Source organism: Maribacter flavus (genome assembly GCF_008386635.1).
Lineage (GTDB): Bacteria > Bacteroidota > Bacteroidia > Flavobacteriales > Flavobacteriaceae > Maribacter > Maribacter flavus.
Genome location: NZ_VUOE01000003.1, coordinates 361,978 through 379,150, shown reverse-complemented (window position 1 = coordinate 379,150; position 17,173 = coordinate 361,978). Strand labels below are relative to the sequence as shown.

The window sequence follows — 17,173 nt, the reverse complement described above, 5'->3', positions numbered from 1 at the left end:
CGTTATTCTTCCAACCTGATATCCAAACCTAATCCCTTAAGCTCGTGCATCAATACATTGAAAGATTCTGGCAAACCAGGTTCCGGCATCGTCTCACCTTTTACGATGGATTCGTAGGTCTTGGCCCTTCCGATAACATCATCCGATTTAACGGTCAATATTTCACGTAAGGTTGCCGATGCACCGTATGCCTCCAAGGCCCAAACTTCCATCTCCCCAAAACGTTGACCACCAAATTGTGCTTTACCACCCAATGGCTGTTGCGTAATCAAAGAGTAAGGTCCTATGGAACGTGCATGCATCTTATCATCTACCATGTGACCTAATTTCAGCATGTAGATAACACCAACTGTTGCCGGCTGGTCAAAACGCTGCCCTGTACCACCATCATAAAGATGTGTATGTCCAAATCTTGGGATACCGGCCTCATCCGTATAGGCATTGATTTCATCCAAGGATGCACCATCGAAAATTGGGGTAGCGAATTTTCTACCCAGTTTCAATCCGGCCCAACCCAACACGGTTTCATATATCTGACCAATGTTCATACGGGAAGGTACACCTAACGGGTTCAATACAATATCAACCGGTGTTCCGTCCTCCAAGAAAGGCATATCCTCCTGACGCACGATTCTGGATACGATACCTTTGTTACCGTGACGGCCCGCCATTTTATCACCTACTTTAAGCTTACGTTTTTTGGCAATATAGACTTTGGCCAATTTCATAATACCCGCTGGTAATTCATCCCCAACGGAAATCGTAAACTTATCCCTTCTCAAGTTTCCTTGAAGATCGTTCAACTTGATCTTATAGTTGTGAAGCAAATCGGCAACAGAATTGTTGGTATCCGTATCCGTAGTCCAGCTTCCGCTCACCAAGTGTGCGAAATCGTCCACGGAGTTCAACATCTTCATGGTATATTTCTTACCTTTTGGCAATACCTCCTCACCCAAATCATTCAATACACCTTGGGAAGTTTTTCCATTTACCAGGGTAAACAACTTCTCTACCAGAATATCCTTTAATTCCTGGAATTTTACTTCGTATTCCAATTCCAATTTGGAAAGTTCCTCCTTGTCCTCTGAACGTTTTCTCTTATCCTTCACAGATCTTGAGAAAAGTTTTTTATCGATTACTACACCGCTTAAAGATGGTGAAGCCTTCAAAGAGGCATCTTTCACATCACCCGCCTTATCCCCAAAGATGGCACGTAGCAATTTCTCCTCTGGTGTAGGATCGGATTCTCCTTTTGGCGTAATTTTACCAATAAGAATATCGCCTGGCTTTACTTCAGCTCCAATACGGATCATACCGTTTTCATCCAAATCCTTTGTGGCCTCTTCTGAGACGTTTGGAATATCATGGGTAAGTTCCTCTGCACCTAATTTAGTATCACGAACTTCCAAGGAATACTCGTCCACGTGGATGGACGTAAAAATATCCTCGCGTACCACTTTTTCGGAAATCACAATAGCATCCTCAAAGTTATATCCCTTCCAAGGCATGAATGCAACGGTAAGGTTTCTTCCCAAGGCCAATTCACCTTTTTCGGTGGCATAACCTTCGCATAATACTTGGCCTTTTTTGACCCTATCCCCTTTCTTTACGATGGGCTTCAGGTTAATACTAGTACCTTGGTTCGTTTTTCTGAACTTCACCAAGTAGTATGTTTTTTCATCCTCGTCAAAAGAAATCAATCTTTCTTCGTCCGTTCTATCGTACTTTATGGTGATTTTTTCAGCATCCACATATTCAATGGTACCATCGCCTTCGGCATTGATCAATACCCTGGAATCCGATGCTACCTGTCTTTCCAGACCGGTACCAACAATGGGTGATTGAGGCTTTAGAAGTGGAACAGCCTGACGCATCATGTTTGAGCCCATCAAGGCACGGTTCGCATCATCATGCTCCAAGAACGGAATCAAGGAAGCGGAAATGGATGCGATCTGGTTTGGTGCAACGTCCGTGTAGTGAATCTCTGCTGGATCTACTACAGGAAAGTCACCCTCCTCCCTTGCAATGACCTTATCCGTATCAATCTGTCCATTTTCCTTCAAGGGAATGTTTGCCTGGGCAATTTTCATTCCTTCCTCTTCCTCTGCACTTAAATAGGTGTAATTTTCCAAATCGACTTTGGAATCTTCTACCTTTCTGTAAGGTGTTTCCAAAAATCCCATAGGGTTTACCTTGGCGAATACCGATAAGGAGGATATCAAACCAATGTTTGGACCTTCCGGGGTTTCAATTGGACATAAACGTCCATAATGCGTGTAATGAACGTCACGAACCTCGAAGCCTGCCCTTTCCCTCGAAAGACCTCCAGGTCCAAGAGCCGATAACCTTCTTTTATGCGTAATCTCCGCTAACGGATTCGTCTGGTCCATGAACTGCGATAACTGGTTGGTACCAAAGAAGGAGTTGATAACGGAAGATAAGGTCTTCGCATTGATCAAATCGATTGGTGTAAATACCTCATTGTCCCTTACGTTCATTCGCTCACGGATAGTCCTCGCCATACGGGCTAGACCTACACCAAATTGTTGCGACAATTGCTCACCCACGGTACGTACACGACGGTTTGAAAGGTGGTCGATGTCATCGATCTCCGCTTTGGAGTTGATCAGCTCGATTAAATATTTTATGATGGTAATGATATCCTCTTTGGTCAAGACCTGCTTGTCCATTCCAATATCAAGACCTAACTTCTTGTTCATTCTGTAACGACCCACCTCACCTAGGTTGTAACGCTGATCAGAAAAGAACAATTTGTCAATAATACCCCTTGCCGTTTCCTCATCGGGCGGCTCGGCGTTACGTAATTGTCTGTAAATATGCTCAACAGCCTCCTTTTCAGAGTTTGTTGGGTCCTTTTGTAAGGTATTGTGGATAATAGCATAATCCGACTGTGCATTGTTTTCTTTGTGCAAAAGAATGGTCTTCACATCAGCCTCCAAAATTTCGGCAATATGCTCCTTTTCCAAAACAGTATCACGGTCCAAAATAATTTCGTTCCTTTCAATGGAAACTACTTCACCCGTATCCTCATCCACAAAATCCTCGTGCCAAGTGTTCAAAACCCTTGCTGCGAGTTTACGGCCCAATACTTTTTTAAGTCCGGCATTGGAAACCTTTACCTCTTCAGAAAGGTCAAAAATTTCCAAAATATCCTTATCCCTTTCAAAACCAATGGCCCTGAATAAGGTGGTAACCGGTAATTTTTTCTTTCTATCGATATAGGCGTACATAACACCATTGATATCGGTAGCGAATTCTATCCAAGAACCTTTGAAAGGAATTACCCTGGCAGAATACAATTTTGTTCCGTTGGCGTGAAAAGATTGCCCAAAGAATACACCAGGAGAACGGTGCAACTGTGATACAACAACTCTTTCCGCCCCGTTTATTACAAAAGTACCACTAGGTGTCATGTAAGGAATGGTCCCTAGATAAACATCCTGTACTATAGTTTCAAAATCTTCGTGTTCAGGATCGGTACAATACAATTTAAGCCTCGCCTTTAAAGGAACACTATAAGTTAGTCCACGCTCGATACATTCTTGGATGGAATATCTTGGTGGGTCAATAAAATAATCTAAAAATTCCAGTACGAACTGATTACGGGTATCAGTGATAGGAAAGTTTTCCATGAAGGTATTGTACAATCCCTCATCACCTCTCTGGTCAGATTTGGTTTCAAGTTGAAAAAAATCTTGAAAGGACTTAATCTGAATGTCCAAGAAATCCGGATATTGCGGAGTATTCTTAGCGGATGCAAAATTTATTCTTTCAGTCTGATTTGTGAACATCTACGGACAGTGTTTTGATCGTGAGTACTATTTGGGTGGTATACCCCTTGATATACCTAATTCTATAAAAAGGCTTAGGTCTAACCGCAAAAAGCGAAAAGACCTAAACCAAAAGTAATATGGTTAAAGCTATTATTTAAGCTCAACTTCCGCTCCTGCTTCTTCCAATGATTTTTTGATACCTTCTGCCTCGTCTTTAGAGATACCTTCCTTAACAGCTTTTGGTGCGCTATCAACAATATCCTTAGCATCTTTTAAGCCAAGTCCGGTCAATTCCTTAACCAATTTAACTACTGCTAGTTTGGAAGCTCCTGCTGATTTCAAAATTACATCGAATTCTGATTTTTCCTCTGCGGCTTCACCAGCTTCAGCGGCACCACCACCAGCGGCAACAGCTACTGCAGCAGCAGCAGGCTCGATACCGTATTCCTCTTTTAATATATTGGCTAGTTCGTTTACTTCCTTAACTGTAAGGTTAACCAATTGTTCTGCGAAATCTTTTAAATCTGCCATTTTCTATCGTTTAATAAAATTTTAAAATATACTTAGTTTTTAGTGCGTACTTATTTTTCTGATAATGTCTTAAGGATACCGGCCAGTTTTCCACCGCCAGATTTAAGTCCTGAAATAACATTTTTGGCTGGAGATTGTAACAATCCAATTATTTCGCCAATCATTTCTTCTTTCGACTTAATGTTTACTAAAGCATCCAAAGTTTCATCACCTACATATATTGCTTCCTCTACAAAAGCACCTTTCAATAAAGGTTTATTGGATTTTTTCCTGAAATTCTTAATAAGTTTTGCGGGAGCATTACCTACTTCAGAAAACATTAAAGAGGTATTTCCCTTCAAAACTTCTGGAAGTTCACCAAATTCCTTTTCGGAAGCTTCCATTGCCTTTGCTAGCAATGTATTCTTAACCACTGCAAGTTTGATATTTGCCTTGAAACAAGCTCTCCTCAAATCGGAGGTCGTTCCTGCATCCATTCCAGAAATATCCGCTAGATAAATAATGGAATTCTCACCCAACTGCGTAGTTAAATCCTGTATAACCGTTGCTTTTTCTTCTCTTGTCATAATTGATATTTTTAACTAGCAGTGCTTAAACTGACTTTGGGTCTAATTGAACACTTGGGCTCATGGTGCTGGACAGGAAAATACTTTTCATGTAAACACCTTTTGCAGCTGTTGGTTTCATCTTGTTCAAGGTTTCCAACAACTCCTTGGCGTTTCCTGCAATCTTATCAGGAGAGAAAGAAACTTTCCCAATTGCAGCATGCACGATACCAGTCTTGTCAACTTTGAAATCGATCTTACCCGCTTTAACCTCAGATACCGCTTTGGCAATATCCATAGTCACTGTTCCTGTTTTTGGATTGGGCATTAGTCCTCTTGGCCCAAGAACACGTCCTAAAGGTCCAAGTTTTCCCATAACGCTTGGCATAGTGATGATAACATCAACATCTGTCCAACCATTCTTTATTTTATCCAAATATTCGTCCAATCCAACATAGTCAGCACCTGCTTCTTTAGCTTCGGCTTCCTTGTCCGGAGTAACCAAAGCCAATACTTTTACATCCTTACCGGTACCATGGGGAAGTGTTACTACGCCACGTACCATTTGATTCGCCTTACGCGGATCTACTCCCAAACGCACAGCTATATCAACAGATGCATCAAACTTAGTGCTTGTTATTTCTTTTACTAAAGCAGAAGCCTCTTCCAAAGAATATAGTTTATCCTTTTCAATTTTAGAGTGTGCTTCCTTTTGCTTTTTTGTTAACTTTGCCATTTAATTGCTTTTAAAGATTTTAAAAAGGTCTTTTACCTGCAACCTTCATACCCATGGAACGAGCAGTACCGGCAATCATACTCATTGCTGATTCAATCGTAAATGCGTTAAGGTCGGCCATCTTATCCTCAGCGATTGCCTTGATTTGATCCCAGGTTACACTACCCAATTTTACTCTGTTAGGTTCGCCAGATCCTTTTTTAATCTTAGCCGCTTCCAATAGCTGGACTGCCGCTGGTGGTGTTTTAACGACGAAGTCGAAAGACTTGTCCTTATAAACGGTGATAACAACAGGTAATACCTTGCCCTGTTTGTCCTGGGTCCTTGCATTGAACTGCTTACAGAACTCCATAATGTTAACACCGGCAGCACCTAAGGCGGGTCCAACCGGTGGCGATGGATTCGCTGCACCTCCCCTAACTTGTAGTTTAACTACTTTACCTACTTCTTTTGCCATTGTTTAAAATTAAATTGAAAGTGTGTTAATGGAAGCAACACTACTTTTAAATATGTAACAATTATCTTAAATCTTTTCTACTTGCATATAGCTCAATTCCAATGGTGTCTTTCTTCCGAAAATCTTCACCATAACTTCAAGCTTACGCTTTTCTTCATTAATTTTTTCTACGGTACCGTTAAACCCATTGAAAGGTCCATCTATAACCTTTACGGTCTCACCAAAGACGAATGGTATGGCAACACTGTCCGTATTCACGGTTAATTCATCAACCTTACCTAGCATCCTATTTACTTCAGACTTTCTTAGGGGAACAGGGTCACCACCTTTGGTTTCACCCAAAAAACCAATTACATTGGTTATGGAACGGATTATATGGACCATTTCACCACCCAAATTGGCCTTAACCATTATATAACCTGGAAAATAAACCCTTTCCTTGTTAATTTTCTTTCCATTTCTAATTTGAATCACTTTTTCGGTTGGAACAAGAACCTCCTCCAAATAATCCGAAAAACCATGGCGCTCTACCTCACTCTCGATGTAGCCCTTAATTTTGTTTTCCTGACCACTTACAGCCCTAACTACGTACCATTTCTTTTCCAATACTTCTGACATAGAGCTCTAATTAGTTTAATACATAATCAAAATACAGCTGAACGACTTTACTAAAGACCGTATCCACACCCCAAGTTGCCAAAGCGAACAATATGGAAAAAACAGCGACCACTACCATAAGGTTAGAGGCTTCCGCCCTAGAAGGAAGGGTAACATTATTCCTCAATTCTTCAACGGATTCTTTTATGTATGTAAGCATTTATACTATATTAGGTTTCAAAATTCAGGTATCGATTACGCGACCACCTGTTCAAAGCGCGAGAAAAGAGACCTCCTTAGACTATGCTTGGGATATATATCTCGACCCACAACTTTATTATAATATTTTAGCACGGGAGGAGAGACTCGAACTCCCGACACCTGGTTTTGGAGACCAGTGCTCTACCAACTGAGCTACACCCGTATTTGCGTATCACTAGATCTTTAGATGACACGCCTTTATATTTACATTTAAAGGTATCCGTCAAAAGACGGACACCCTTAAAATATCTATTACATTAAAAGATTGGATTAATCCAAAATCTTAGTTACCTGGCCAGCACCTACGGTTCTACCACCTTCACGGATAGCAAAACGAAGACCTACACTAAGTGCAATTGGTTGAATTAATTCAACAGTAATTGTAAGGTTATCACCTGGCATTACCATCTCTACACCAGAAGGAAGGGAAATATTACCGGTAACATCAGTAGTTCTTACATAAAATTGTGGACGATAATTGTTATGGAAAGGAGTATGGCGACCGCCTTCTTCTTTTTTCAAGATATACACCTCAGCTTCAAATTTAGCATGTGGCTTAACAGAACCTGGCTTACAGATAACCATTCCACGGCTAATTTGAGATTTCTCAATACCTCTCAACAAGATTCCAACGTTATCCCCAGCTTCACCTCTGTCCAGAATTTTACGGAACATTTCAACACCGGTAATAGTTGAAGACAATTTTTCAGCACCCATACCAATGATATCTACGGCATCACCAGTATTAGCGATTCCAGTTTCAATTCTACCTGTTGCCACGGTACCACGTCCAGTAATTGTAAATACATCCTCAACAGGCATCAAGAAAGGCTTATCGACATCCCTTTCCGGCAATTCAATCCAGCTATCAACAGCCTCCATTAATTGCATAACGGTATCAACCCATTTTTGCTCACCGTTTAACGCACCTAGGGCAGAACCTGAGATTACAGGCCCATTGTCACCATCGTACTCGTAGAAAGAAAGCAATTCCCTAACCTCCATTTCAACCAACTCCAACAACTCCTCATCATCAACCATGTCAACTTTGTTCAAGAAAACAACGATTCTAGGAATACCTACCTGACGACCTAATAGAATGTGCTCACGAGTTTGTGGCATAGGACCATCTGTAGCGGCAACCACCAAAATAGCACCATCCATCTGGGCGGCACCAGTAACCATGTTCTTCACGTAATCCGCGTGACCTGGACAGTCAACGTGCGCATAGTGACGGTTAGCTGTTTGATACTCTACGTGCGATGTATTGATTGTGATACCTCTTTCCTTTTCCTCTGGAGCGTTGTCGATAGAATCGAAACTCCTCTTTTCAGAAAGACCTGCGTTAGACAGAACCTCTGTGATAGCAGCAGTCAATGTAGTTTTACCGTGATCCACGTGTCCAATAGTACCAATATTTAAGTGCGGTTTGGAACGATCGAAAGTTTCCTTTGCCATGTTTATTGAATTTTAATCTTAGTTTATATTAGTGTACAAATTTATACCTTAATTGAGCCAATGACGAGATTTGAACTCGTGACCTCTTCCTTACCAAGGAAACGCTCTACCCCTGAGCTACACCGGCGTAAAGTGTCGAATCTACCAAAATGGTAAATTCCTGCCTTCGCAGGAATGACTATAAAGTCAAAAAATTAGGGTCAGAACGAAAAATCGTCCCAAAATAACCCTTCATAAACCTAAAACCTAAATAATAGACTTCCGGTTTATTTTGAGCGGGAGACCGGGTTCGAACCGGCGACATTCAGCTTGGAAGGCTGACGCTCTACCAACTGAGCTACTCCCGCTTGTTTAATTTTCAAGATTTCAATTTAATACCGATGATAAAGCTATGTGGGGAGAGCAGGATTCGAACCTGCGAAGACATAGTCAGCAGATTTACAGTCTGCCCTCGTTGGCCGCTTGAGTATCTCCCCGCCTTATCAGTATTTTAAGAACTTTGGAGCCGATGGCGGGACTTCCATCGACTTCGCCCAAGATAAACTTCTCGCCCCCACAAACAAAAGCGTATTTATTCACTTTTTAATTGCATCCTGATGCTTTATTCACTATTTCAAGAGCCGATGGAGGGACTCGAACCCACGACCTGCTGATTACAAATCAGCTGCTCTAGCCAGCTGAGCTACATCGGCACTTTTAATGCTTTTTTCGGCACAAAAAAGTCCGCTATTTCTAACGGACTGCAAATGTATAGATTTATTTGTTTTTTCAAAATAAATTTCGAAAAATTTTAATCAAGCATGTGCCCTTAATTTTTGCTTGTTCTTGATCAATTTTCTCTCCAAGGAATTACATGCAGTATCTACCGCTTCCTCAAAGGATTTGCACTGCTTTTTTACTACGAAATGGTTCTTTGGAACATTTAACTTAATTTCCACAATCTTGTTCTCTTTAGAACTAGTATTCTCCACCTTTAAATAAACATCGGAACTGATGACCTTATCATAAAACGTCTCCAACTTATCTAAACGGCTTTGCAGAAAATTTATCAGTTTAATATCTGCATTAAAATTCACGGATTGTGCGTTTACTTTCATAAGCTAAAAAATTTTAACGCCCCTTTATCTAGACCAGGGACCGGATTAAACAATTAATTGTTTTTCCCTCTAGGGTGGGAAGAAGCATGTATTCTTTTGAGTTCCGCTATGCTGTTATGCGTGTAAACTTGCGTTGAGGCCAAACTTGCATGCCCCAGTAATTCCTTCACCGAATTTAAATCGGCTCCCTTGTTCAACAAATGTGTTGCAAAGGTATGCCTCAGAACATGAGGGCTATTTTTAACCTTAGCGGAAACCTTTCTAAAATACTTATTTATAATTCTATAAACAAGGGTTTCATATATTTTATTGCCCTTATTGGTCAAGAAAAAATAGTCGGTATTTTTAGCTTCGGCGATTGTGTTTCGTTCAGCTAGATAATCCTCAATAAAAAGTATCGTCTCCGGTAATAGGGGAATGATACGTTCCTTGTTTCTTTTTCCCAAAACCTTTACTGTTTTCTCCGCTAGATCTATATCCTTTACTTTAATATTTACCAATTCTGCCCTTCGGATACCCGTAGTATATAAAATATGGATAATGAGCTGATCCCGCAAACCGTCAAAATCCTTGGAATACGGAATTTCGTTCAAAACTTGTTGCATCTCATTTTCAGAAAAAGGCGTCTCCAATTTTTTAGGGGTTTTCAAGGCCTTGTGCTTCAAAAGAGGACTCACCTGTAGTATGTCAATCTTTTGAAGGAATTTATAATAAGCTTTTAAAGAAGCAACTTTTCGATTGATCGTACGGTTTGAAATACCGATATCGGACATGGACACGATCCAACTCCTTATTATGGTATAGGCGACATCATCGATATCCCCAATGGAATATTCCGATTCACAAAAATCCCGAAATTCAATAAGATCGGTTCCGTAGGCCTGTACCGTATGAACGGAATACTTTTTTTCCAGGGTGAGATAGTCCGTGAATTGATTTAAGTGCATATACCAAAGTTAGGAATTACCGAGAAGAAAACGTCAAAAACAAAAAATCCCGCAAAGTGCGGGATTTAATGCTGTATGTATAAAAGTCTAAATTTCCTCTTGGTCCCTTAGACTTTGAATATACTGTGCTTTCTGTATTTGGGCTCTGCGCTCTACGGAAGGCTTGGTAAACTGCTGACGTTTTCTCAACTGCCTCATTGTACCTGTCTTGTCAAACTTTCTTTTGAAACGTTTTAAAGCTCTATCTATGTTTTCTCCTTCTTTAACTGGTATTATTAACATGGGCTACAACCTCCTTTCTTTTGTGATTAAGGCCGCAAAGATAATAACTAATTTCACATGGACAACATTAATGCCTAATTTGAACAGGAAATTGTCATTAATTCGTTGTAGGCCGATATTCTTTTTTATCTATGATGATCTTTGCAATAATTTCCCGCAATATCTCAGAGGTTCCACCACCAATAGGGCCCAATCTACTATCCCTTAACAAACGGGCCATGGGGTAATCCTCAATGTATCCGTAACCACCCAGAAATTGCAGGCATTCATAAGCGACCTCATCGGCCATTTTTGTGGATTTAAGCTTGGAAATGGTCGCCTCCTTTACAACGTATTCCCCTTTGTCCAATCGGCCTGCCACAAAATAATTATAATGTTTACAAATTTCCATATCGGCATGAAGGTCCACTATCCTATGACGCAAAGCCTGAAATTGATCGATGGTCTTGCCAAACGCCTCCCGTTCGGACATATATTGCAAGGCATATTCCAAGGCATATTCCGCCCTTGCATGTGCGTTGATTCCCATAACAAGACGTTCGAGTGCGAAGGCTTCCATAATATATGAGAATCCCATACCTTCCTCGCCCAATAAATTTTCTTCAGGGATTTCAACATTGTCGAATGCTAGCTCGGCGGTATCCGAAGCCCTCCATCCTAGTTTGTTAAGCTTATTTGCAGTTACGCCCTCCGTTTTTCTATCAACGACAAAAATACTGATCCCTTTATTCCCTGCCGAAGCGTCCGTTTTGGCTGCCAGGATAATATAGTCTCCATAAACACCATTTGTAATGAATGTTTTTGACCCGTTTATTACATAGGTATTGCTCTTTTTTATCGCCGTGGTTCTCATACCCGCGACATCACTTCCGCCATAGGGTTCAGTTACACCAAGACAACCGATCAATTTACCAACCGCGCTGGGCTCAAGATATTTTTTCCTGATACCCCCTTTTGCCCTCTTGTTCAAATACGTCATGGCCAGATAAGCGTGTGCCCACATTGCGGCCGCGAAACCACCGGAATTTATCTTTTGCAGTTCCTCTAAAAATATAACCGTATAAAAAAGATCCAGGCCTAAACCGCCATCTTCTTCCGGTGTAGCGAGGCCAAAATATCCCATTTCGCCAAACTTCTCCCAAATAAATCTTTCGATGGTACCGGTCTGCTCCCATTTTTCAATATGCGGTACTACTTCTTTCTGCAAAAAATCCTTTAGGCTTTGCCTAAATAAAAGATGTTCTTCAGTGAAGTACATATTCTCCATAGCTTTATTTTTTGAGCGACAAATATAAAGGAAATCTATTTATCCGATTGGTTGGAAAATTCTCGATTTGTCGCAATTCATCGAAGGAAGTTATTTCGCCGTTCTCTTCCCGAAACCTGACAATTCCCTCAGCGAGGCTTCTAGAAATATAGCCTATTTTAGATAATTCCCGTGCGCTGGCGGTATTGATGTTGACCTTTTCAATTTCTGGTGCTTTCAATACCTTATATCTTTCAATGACACGTGCGGCAACCTCGTGTTCCAGTCCAAAAACATCGTACAATTGATCATCCAACAAAAACCCGCCCAATCTGTCCCTGAACTTTATGATTCTTTCAGAAAGTATATTTCCTACACCGCGTATCTCCATTAATTCTTGAACGGTAACTTGGTTTAAATCCTTCAGCGCAATATCAAGGGGGATCTTACTTTTTTCGACAACCTTGGGATTCCTATCAGTGATGCCACTATTTTTGACCCACTCCGGAAACTTGAAATATGGTGACAGCCTATTCAAAAGAGAATCCGAAACCCCCGTTACCTCTTGAAATTCTTCCGTGTTGTTTATAAACCGATTTTGCTCCCTGAACTCGTGAAGACGATCTATCTCCTCTACAGACATCCCCAAGGTGTAGCCTTTATAGTCCGAAATAAAATTTGGATTGAAGGGGAATATCACCAAATTATCCCGCTTTTTGGTTTCCTCTTTAAGCGCATCTATCTTACCTTGGATTTCCTTATCCAGATGTAAAGAATGGGTAGCCACACTGGAAGACCGCTTGTAAAACCAAAAGGCACCTTGAACAAGGATGATGATCAACAACAAAAAGAAAATCCCACTTCGTTCCTGTTTTGTAAACTTTATGTGGGATTTTCTCAATGTTATTCAATTAATCACTATTCCGTAACTGCTTTAACTTTGAGTCTTATTGCGTCCATGTATCTTTTTAACTCTCCTTTTACTTTTGGCGCCAAGATTACTATCCCTATCATATTAGGCACCATCATACCAAAAATCATGGCATCTGAAAACCCAATTACGGAACTCATACTCGCGGATGCTCCCACGATAACGAATAAACAAAAAATGATTTTATAAGTGTACTCCGTTTTCTTAGTTCTCCCAAAAAGATATGCCCACGCCTGATAACCATAATAAGACCAAGAAATTTGCGTACTAAAGGCAAAAAGGACCACGGCCACCGTTAATACATAGGGGAACCAACTAATAACGGAACCAAAAGCACCCGAAGTCAATAAGATAGCATCTGCATCGTTCAACCCAGCATTACCTGGATCTACATTCCCAGTAATGATAAGTACCAAAGCGGTCATTGTACAAACTACCACAGTATCTATGAAAGGCTCCAAAAGAGCAACAAGGCCTTCGGAGGCAGGGTATTTTGTCCTAACTGCAGAGTGGGCAATTGAAGCTGACCCAACACCCGCCTCATTGGAAAAGGCGGCCCGTCTAAATCCTTGGATCATAACACCCACTGCCCCACCAACAATTCCTACAGGTGCAAAGGCCCCTTGGATAATTTCATTAAAGGCCCAACCGATCATATCAAATTTGGCCACAAGGACGAAAATAGATGCACCCACATAAATAATGACCATAAACGGAACGATTTTATCCGTAACCTTGGCAATGGATTTGATACCTCCTATTATTACAATACCGACCAAGATGGCCATAACAACACCGAAGGCCCATCTGTAGCCATATAAGAAAGATTCCGTACCTCCGGTCATATTTTCAAAGAGCTGTACCGCTTGATTCACTTGAAACATATTTCCCCCACCAAATGAACCACCAATGCACATTATAGCGAAAGCACCAGCCAATATTTTTCCTAAAGTTTTGTTTTTTAAACCTTTATTTAAATAATACATAGGACCACCAAATATGGTTCCATCCTTACCTACGTCCCTGTACTTAACTCCCAAAGTACATTCCACAAATTTGGAGGCCATACCCAAAAGTCCGGCTATAATCATCCAAAAAGTCGCACCTGCACCGCCTATTGAAACTGCCACGGCAACACCAGCTATATTTCCCAAACCTACTGTTGCAGATAGCGCCGCAGTAAGTGCTTGAAAATGGGAAACTTCCCCACTCGAACTCTCATCCCTTATGGTATCCAGAATATCTCCGTCAACCACAATTTCATCCTTGTTGTCTGCCAAGTGCTTGTCCAAACTTTCCACTTTGTTCATATCTACACCTGCGGCAATACCCTCTTCCCCATATAATTCCTTGGCACCGTATTTTTCAATATCCTCATACTTACCCATTACCACCTTTATGGCAGTCCACACACCAGTGAAATTGATAAATTTGAAGTAAAATGTAAAAAAACCTGCACCAAGAATAAGTGGAAACAATACCCAATAAATTTTTATGTTCTCAGAAAAAGGTATTTGATAAAAAATAAAGTTTACGAACCAACCAGTAAGATCTCCGAAAACTTGATCAATTTTTTCATCTATTCCAATTTCTTCGGCCTCTTGGGCCATGGATAAAAGTGGTAATAGGAACGTACAAAAACTCAGAAGTCTATACTTCATATTCTTTTTTGGATTTTTTAGTTAGTTAGTTTGGCAATATCACAAAAAAAATGAACCCAATCAAATTATAACGTTGAATTAACTCAACTCAATATGGAACATTTCATTCAACTTTCGAATTTGCTCTGGCCGGCCCAAAACAATCACCTTACTTTTTGGCTGTAACGGAAGGTCTGCTTCCGGATTTATTATATATTCGCCATCAGGTGCGATGTATCCAATGATGGTACACCCGGTTTTTCTGCGCAAATCCAAATCTCTTAAGGAGCTACAATCCATCTGATCGGAAAAATCCTCGATGGCAACTTCCTCCAGATTCGTTGTATGCTCCCCTTCCACGGAGAGTTTATCCATAAACGTTATAAGATCGGGCATAACGACCAATGAGGCCATATGGTCCCCCCCTATTTTATCCGGCATTATCACTTTATTGGCTCCTGCCAACTGTAGTTTCCGTTGAGAGGTTACCTGGGAAGCCCTGCTAATTATAAAAAGGTTGGTATTTAATTGCCGTGCCGAAAGCACCACGAACAGATTGGCCGCATCGTCCGGCAATGTGACAATCAAGTATTTTGCCCTATCAATTCCTGCCGCTAGCAAAACCTCATCTTCGTTGGCATCTCCCTCCATAAAAAGAATATCGTCATCGTATTTTTCCAAAAGCTCCTTGTCCCGTTCGATTACTACGAACGGCTTTTTGTAGGCTTTTAGCCTTTCTGCAGCCTGCATTCCATTTCGACCAAAACCACAGACTACTACGTGATTTGATAATTTATCGATCGTATTTTTCACTTTTTTTAATTTTAATTTTTGCGGACTGTTTCTACTCAAAAGATATTCCGTTATAACGGAAATGGCAAAACCAAAGATAAAAACACTGGTGACTATCAGGACGACGGTGAAAATCTTTCCTTCGATATCCATGGGGCGTACTTCGGAAAATCCTACTGTCGTTACTGTAATTATGGTCATGTAAAGAGCATCTATCCATGAATAATCGGCTATATACCGATATCCCAAAACCCCAAAAAATAGGACCACTACCATTAATAATAGGGCCACATATAGTTTGGAACGAAAGAGCTTTATCATGATTATAAATCAAATACGGAAGTTCTTTTGGTATAAATCAAATCCTTGATCTTTAACCAAAATGCCAAAAACAAGTACAATGCAAATCCAAATCCAAGGGTTACGAAGGTTAGGTAAATGAAGGAAGTTCGTACCACCCTTGCCCTAATTCCAAGTCGGTCCGCAATCCTTCTACATACCTCAAAACCCCTTTTCTGAAGATAATGCAACAAATTATATAAGATGTCCATAAAAGTAAAATTAGGATTTTAAATTCAATAATCTGTTCCCAACGGCACAGTCAAGACATTTATTCTTGGTACAATAATTAGTGTACAGTTGTAATAGTGCCTGACTCTTAAAAGCCGTACCCACACGAACGCCCAAAAGTTTGAAATTCTCAATGATACTATTCTTTTCTTCGCCTAAATCTTGCATTATGGAAAGCAAGGAATCTGAATTGTAGTTGCCCTTTTGTCTGAAATAACAGAACCGCAAGGGAATGATGGTGTTTATTATCAACAGGTCCACAAAACTTTTAGAAATCGTTTTGGGCGACTTTTGGGATTCCTTGCCAAAATTGTAATGGGTATCCCAATAGGAACTGGCCTTTACCTTGAAGAGGCCATAAAGTTCCATTTCAGGACCGTGTATTAGGTCGCGGAACAAATTATGGGAAGATGCATACAACATGGCAAATTGGGACAAGCGTATGGTTGGAAAATTTGGTGGTCTTAATTTAAAGAAGGAAACGTTTGAAATTGGAATATTCCCCAATTCATATTTGGCACTTAAAAACCTGTAGGAACCCTGCAGCTCCTTATAATAGTAGTCTAGCCCTTCTTCAGATTCCAATAGCCCTGCCATCCCAAATAACAAGCTTTCCAATTCCAAGGGTTTACCCAGTAAGTGCCTAACCTTGGAAAAATTCAAATTCTTGCCCAACTGGAAAAAGGCGTCGCCATTTATTTTTGAGCCGAAGTTTTTCAACAATAAGGTAAACAACACTTTTTCCCAGTCATTTTTAAAGGTTTGAAGAAGTTTCTCAATTACCTTGGATTTTTCCTCCAAGCGCTCCAGAAACATACGCTCCAGCCAATTATTGAAATCGAATTCCGGGATTTCTGCAATGTTCTTTTCGCAATTGATAAATTTCCCTGAATTGGCCTTCATCAGTTCCCGATATGTTTCCAACAAATGGGAATCTATCCGATTTTTTAGTTCCAAGGTGGGTATTTCCGTACCATCCTTTCGGTATACCGATACATCATCGTTCCAGACTACGTGAAGTATAACATTGTCATAATTCGAATCCTTCTCATGATGGTGCGCGTACCAGTCCGATGCATTTACGTGGATTTCAACGTTCCCCGCCCAAAGCTGATCTCCTATCCGTACCTGGGCATTGAAAAAATCGGGACCATGCAAATGATTGTGGGAACCGGTATTGATTATGGAGAGATTATCCCCATTCGTGGTCCTTAATCCCTGTTGGGGATATTTTTTAAAATTCCAGATGTAGTGCAACAGGTCTTCGCGCATGGTAGAATTAAAAAGAC

Annotated in this window: 18 protein-coding genes and 5 tRNA genes; all 23 read right to left on the bottom strand. The window is 40.6% G+C overall.

The features are described 5' to 3' along the window. Nucleotides 1-2: 2 nt before the first annotated feature. The 23 genes from rpoB to F0361_RS17765 all read right to left on the bottom strand — a co-directional run bounded on the left by rpoB (nt 3) and on the right by F0361_RS17765 (nt 17,156). Nucleotides 3-3,812, bottom strand: coding sequence for a DNA-directed RNA polymerase subunit beta (gene rpoB / locus F0361_RS17870; RefSeq protein WP_138259565.1), 3,810 nt, complete (start codon nt 3,810-3,812; stop codon nt 3-5). 132 nt (nt 3,813-3,944) lie between these two features. Continuing rightward, nucleotides 3,945-4,325, bottom strand: coding sequence for a 50S ribosomal protein L7/L12 (rplL, locus tag F0361_RS17865; RefSeq protein ID WP_154920756.1), 381 nt, complete (start codon nt 4,323-4,325; stop codon nt 3,945-3,947). A gap of 50 nt (nt 4,326-4,375) precedes the next feature. Beyond that, complete coding sequence (gene rplJ / locus F0361_RS17860; protein WP_154920755.1) at nt 4,376-4,891, bottom strand: 50S ribosomal protein L10; 516 nt, start codon at nt 4,889-4,891, stop codon at nt 4,376-4,378. A 25-nt stretch (nt 4,892-4,916) separates the two neighbouring features. Next, complete coding sequence (gene rplA / locus F0361_RS17855) at nt 4,917-5,606, bottom strand: 50S ribosomal protein L1 (protein ID WP_154920754.1); 690 nt, start codon at nt 5,604-5,606, stop codon at nt 4,917-4,919. A 19-nt stretch (nt 5,607-5,625) separates the two neighbouring features. After that, complete coding sequence (gene rplK, locus F0361_RS17850; RefSeq protein ID WP_138259561.1) at nt 5,626-6,063, bottom strand: 50S ribosomal protein L11; 438 nt, start codon at nt 6,061-6,063, stop codon at nt 5,626-5,628. Between the two features lie 66 nt (nt 6,064-6,129). Next, the gene (gene nusG, locus F0361_RS17845; protein ID WP_138259560.1) at nt 6,130-6,681 is read right to left on the bottom strand and encodes a transcription termination/antitermination protein NusG; all 552 of its coding nucleotides are present in this window, start codon (nt 6,679-6,681) and stop codon (nt 6,130-6,132) included. Between the two features lie 10 nt (nt 6,682-6,691). After that, nucleotides 6,692-6,880, bottom strand: coding sequence for a preprotein translocase subunit SecE (gene secE / locus F0361_RS17840; RefSeq protein WP_138259559.1), 189 nt, complete (start codon nt 6,878-6,880; stop codon nt 6,692-6,694). Nucleotides 6,881-7,011: 131 nt separating this feature from the next. Beyond that, nucleotides 7,012-7,084 (bottom strand) — tRNA-Trp (locus tag F0361_RS17835). Nucleotides 7,085-7,191: 107 nt separating this feature from the next. Next, a complete protein-coding gene (gene tuf / locus F0361_RS17830) occupies nt 7,192-8,379 on the bottom strand; it encodes an elongation factor Tu (protein WP_154920753.1) in 1,188 nt (395 codons plus the stop codon). A 55-nt stretch (nt 8,380-8,434) separates the two neighbouring features. Further along, nucleotides 8,435-8,506: transfer RNA gene (locus tag F0361_RS17825), tRNA-Thr, on the bottom strand. Between the two features lie 147 nt (nt 8,507-8,653). After that, nucleotides 8,654-8,726, bottom strand: a tRNA-Gly gene (locus F0361_RS17820). A 47-nt stretch (nt 8,727-8,773) separates the two neighbouring features. Next, a tRNA-Tyr gene (locus tag F0361_RS17815) sits at nt 8,774-8,855 on the bottom strand. Continuing rightward, a complete protein-coding gene (locus F0361_RS18760; RefSeq protein ID WP_161598259.1) occupies nt 8,818-8,958 on the bottom strand; it encodes a hypothetical protein in 141 nt (46 codons plus the stop codon). Before F0361_RS18760 ends, F0361_RS17815 begins: the two co-directional genes overlap by 38 nt. 39 nt (nt 8,959-8,997) lie before the next feature. Continuing rightward, nucleotides 8,998-9,071: transfer RNA gene (locus F0361_RS17810), tRNA-Thr, on the bottom strand. 102 nt (nt 9,072-9,173) lie between these two features. Then, nucleotides 9,174-9,476: a ribosome hibernation-promoting factor, HPF/YfiA family gene (gene hpf / locus F0361_RS17805; protein WP_154920752.1), complete on the bottom strand. Its 303-nt coding sequence runs from the start codon at nt 9,474-9,476 to the stop codon at nt 9,174-9,176. 53 nt (nt 9,477-9,529) lie between these two features. Continuing rightward, nucleotides 9,530-10,423: a tyrosine-type recombinase/integrase gene (locus F0361_RS17800; RefSeq protein ID WP_154920751.1), complete on the bottom strand. Its 894-nt coding sequence runs from the start codon at nt 10,421-10,423 to the stop codon at nt 9,530-9,532. Between the two features lie 87 nt (nt 10,424-10,510). Continuing rightward, a complete protein-coding gene (gene rpsU, locus F0361_RS17795) occupies nt 10,511-10,705 on the bottom strand; it encodes a 30S ribosomal protein S21 (RefSeq protein ID WP_138259555.1) in 195 nt (64 codons plus the stop codon). A gap of 97 nt (nt 10,706-10,802) precedes the next feature. Beyond that, a complete protein-coding gene (locus F0361_RS17790) occupies nt 10,803-11,972 on the bottom strand; it encodes an acyl-CoA dehydrogenase family protein (protein WP_154920750.1) in 1,170 nt (389 codons plus the stop codon). A 4-nt stretch (nt 11,973-11,976) separates the two neighbouring features. Then, nucleotides 11,977-12,852, bottom strand: a complete 876-nt coding sequence (locus tag F0361_RS17785) for a helix-hairpin-helix domain-containing protein (protein WP_246160931.1) — start codon at nt 12,850-12,852, stop codon at nt 11,977-11,979. A 17-nt stretch (nt 12,853-12,869) separates the two neighbouring features. After that, a complete protein-coding gene (locus tag F0361_RS17780; RefSeq protein ID WP_154920748.1) occupies nt 12,870-14,543 on the bottom strand; it encodes an alanine/glycine:cation symporter family protein in 1,674 nt (557 codons plus the stop codon). A gap of 78 nt (nt 14,544-14,621) precedes the next feature. Then, a complete protein-coding gene (locus tag F0361_RS17775) occupies nt 14,622-15,635 on the bottom strand; it encodes a potassium channel family protein (RefSeq protein WP_154920747.1) in 1,014 nt (337 codons plus the stop codon). 2 nt (nt 15,636-15,637) lie between these two features. Then, nucleotides 15,638-15,865, bottom strand: coding sequence for a PspC domain-containing protein (locus F0361_RS17770; protein WP_138259550.1), 228 nt, complete (start codon nt 15,863-15,865; stop codon nt 15,638-15,640). Between the two features lie 10 nt (nt 15,866-15,875). Then, nucleotides 15,876-17,156 carry a DUF2851 family protein gene (locus F0361_RS17765; protein WP_154920746.1) on the bottom strand — a complete coding sequence of 427 codons (1,281 nt, stop codon included), beginning with the start codon at nt 17,154-17,156 and terminating at the stop codon, nt 15,876-15,878. Nucleotides 17,157-17,173 lie beyond the last annotated feature (17 nt).

What these genes read in the sequence shown, in the direction of transcription:
- rplL (WP_154920756.1), bottom strand. Translation starts at nt 4,325, where the DNA reads ATGGCAGATTTAAAAGATTTCGCAGAACAATTGGTTAACCTTACAGTT.
- rplA (WP_154920754.1), bottom strand. Translation starts at nt 5,606, where the DNA reads ATGGCAAAGTTAACAAAAAAGCAAAAGGAAGCACACTCTAAAATTGAA.
- F0361_RS17800 (WP_154920751.1), bottom strand. Translation starts at nt 10,423, where the DNA reads ATGCACTTAAATCAATTCACGGACTATCTCACCCTGGAAAAAAAGTAT.
- nusG (WP_138259560.1), bottom strand. Translation starts at nt 6,681, where the DNA reads ATGTCAGAAGTATTGGAAAAGAAATGGTACGTAGTTAGGGCTGTAAGT.
- hpf (WP_154920752.1), bottom strand. Translation starts at nt 9,476, where the DNA reads ATGAAAGTAAACGCACAATCCGTGAATTTTAATGCAGATATTAAACTG.
- F0361_RS17770 (WP_138259550.1), bottom strand. Translation starts at nt 15,865, where the DNA reads ATGGACATCTTATATAATTTGTTGCATTATCTTCAGAAAAGGGGTTTT.
- rpoB (WP_138259565.1), bottom strand. Translation starts at nt 3,812, where the DNA reads ATGTTCACAAATCAGACTGAAAGAATAAATTTTGCATCCGCTAAGAAT.
- F0361_RS17790 (WP_154920750.1), bottom strand. Translation starts at nt 11,972, where the DNA reads ATGGAGAATATGTACTTCACTGAAGAACATCTTTTATTTAGGCAAAGC.
- tuf (WP_154920753.1), bottom strand. Translation starts at nt 8,379, where the DNA reads ATGGCAAAGGAAACTTTCGATCGTTCCAAACCGCACTTAAATATTGGT.
- rpsU (WP_138259555.1), bottom strand. Translation starts at nt 10,705, where the DNA reads ATGTTAATAATACCAGTTAAAGAAGGAGAAAACATAGATAGAGCTTTA.
- rplK (WP_138259561.1), bottom strand. Translation starts at nt 6,063, where the DNA reads ATGGCAAAAGAAGTAGGTAAAGTAGTTAAACTACAAGTTAGGGGAGGT.
- F0361_RS17765 (WP_154920746.1), bottom strand. Translation starts at nt 17,156, where the DNA reads ATGCGCGAAGACCTGTTGCACTACATCTGGAATTTTAAAAAATATCCC.
- F0361_RS17775 (WP_154920747.1), bottom strand. Translation starts at nt 15,635, where the DNA reads ATGATAAAGCTCTTTCGTTCCAAACTATATGTGGCCCTATTATTAATG.
- rplJ (WP_154920755.1), bottom strand. Translation starts at nt 4,891, where the DNA reads ATGACAAGAGAAGAAAAAGCAACGGTTATACAGGATTTAACTACGCAG.
- secE (WP_138259559.1), bottom strand. Translation starts at nt 6,880, where the DNA reads ATGCTTACATACATAAAAGAATCCGTTGAAGAATTGAGGAATAATGTT.
- F0361_RS17780 (WP_154920748.1), bottom strand. Translation starts at nt 14,543, where the DNA reads ATGAAGTATAGACTTCTGAGTTTTTGTACGTTCCTATTACCACTTTTA.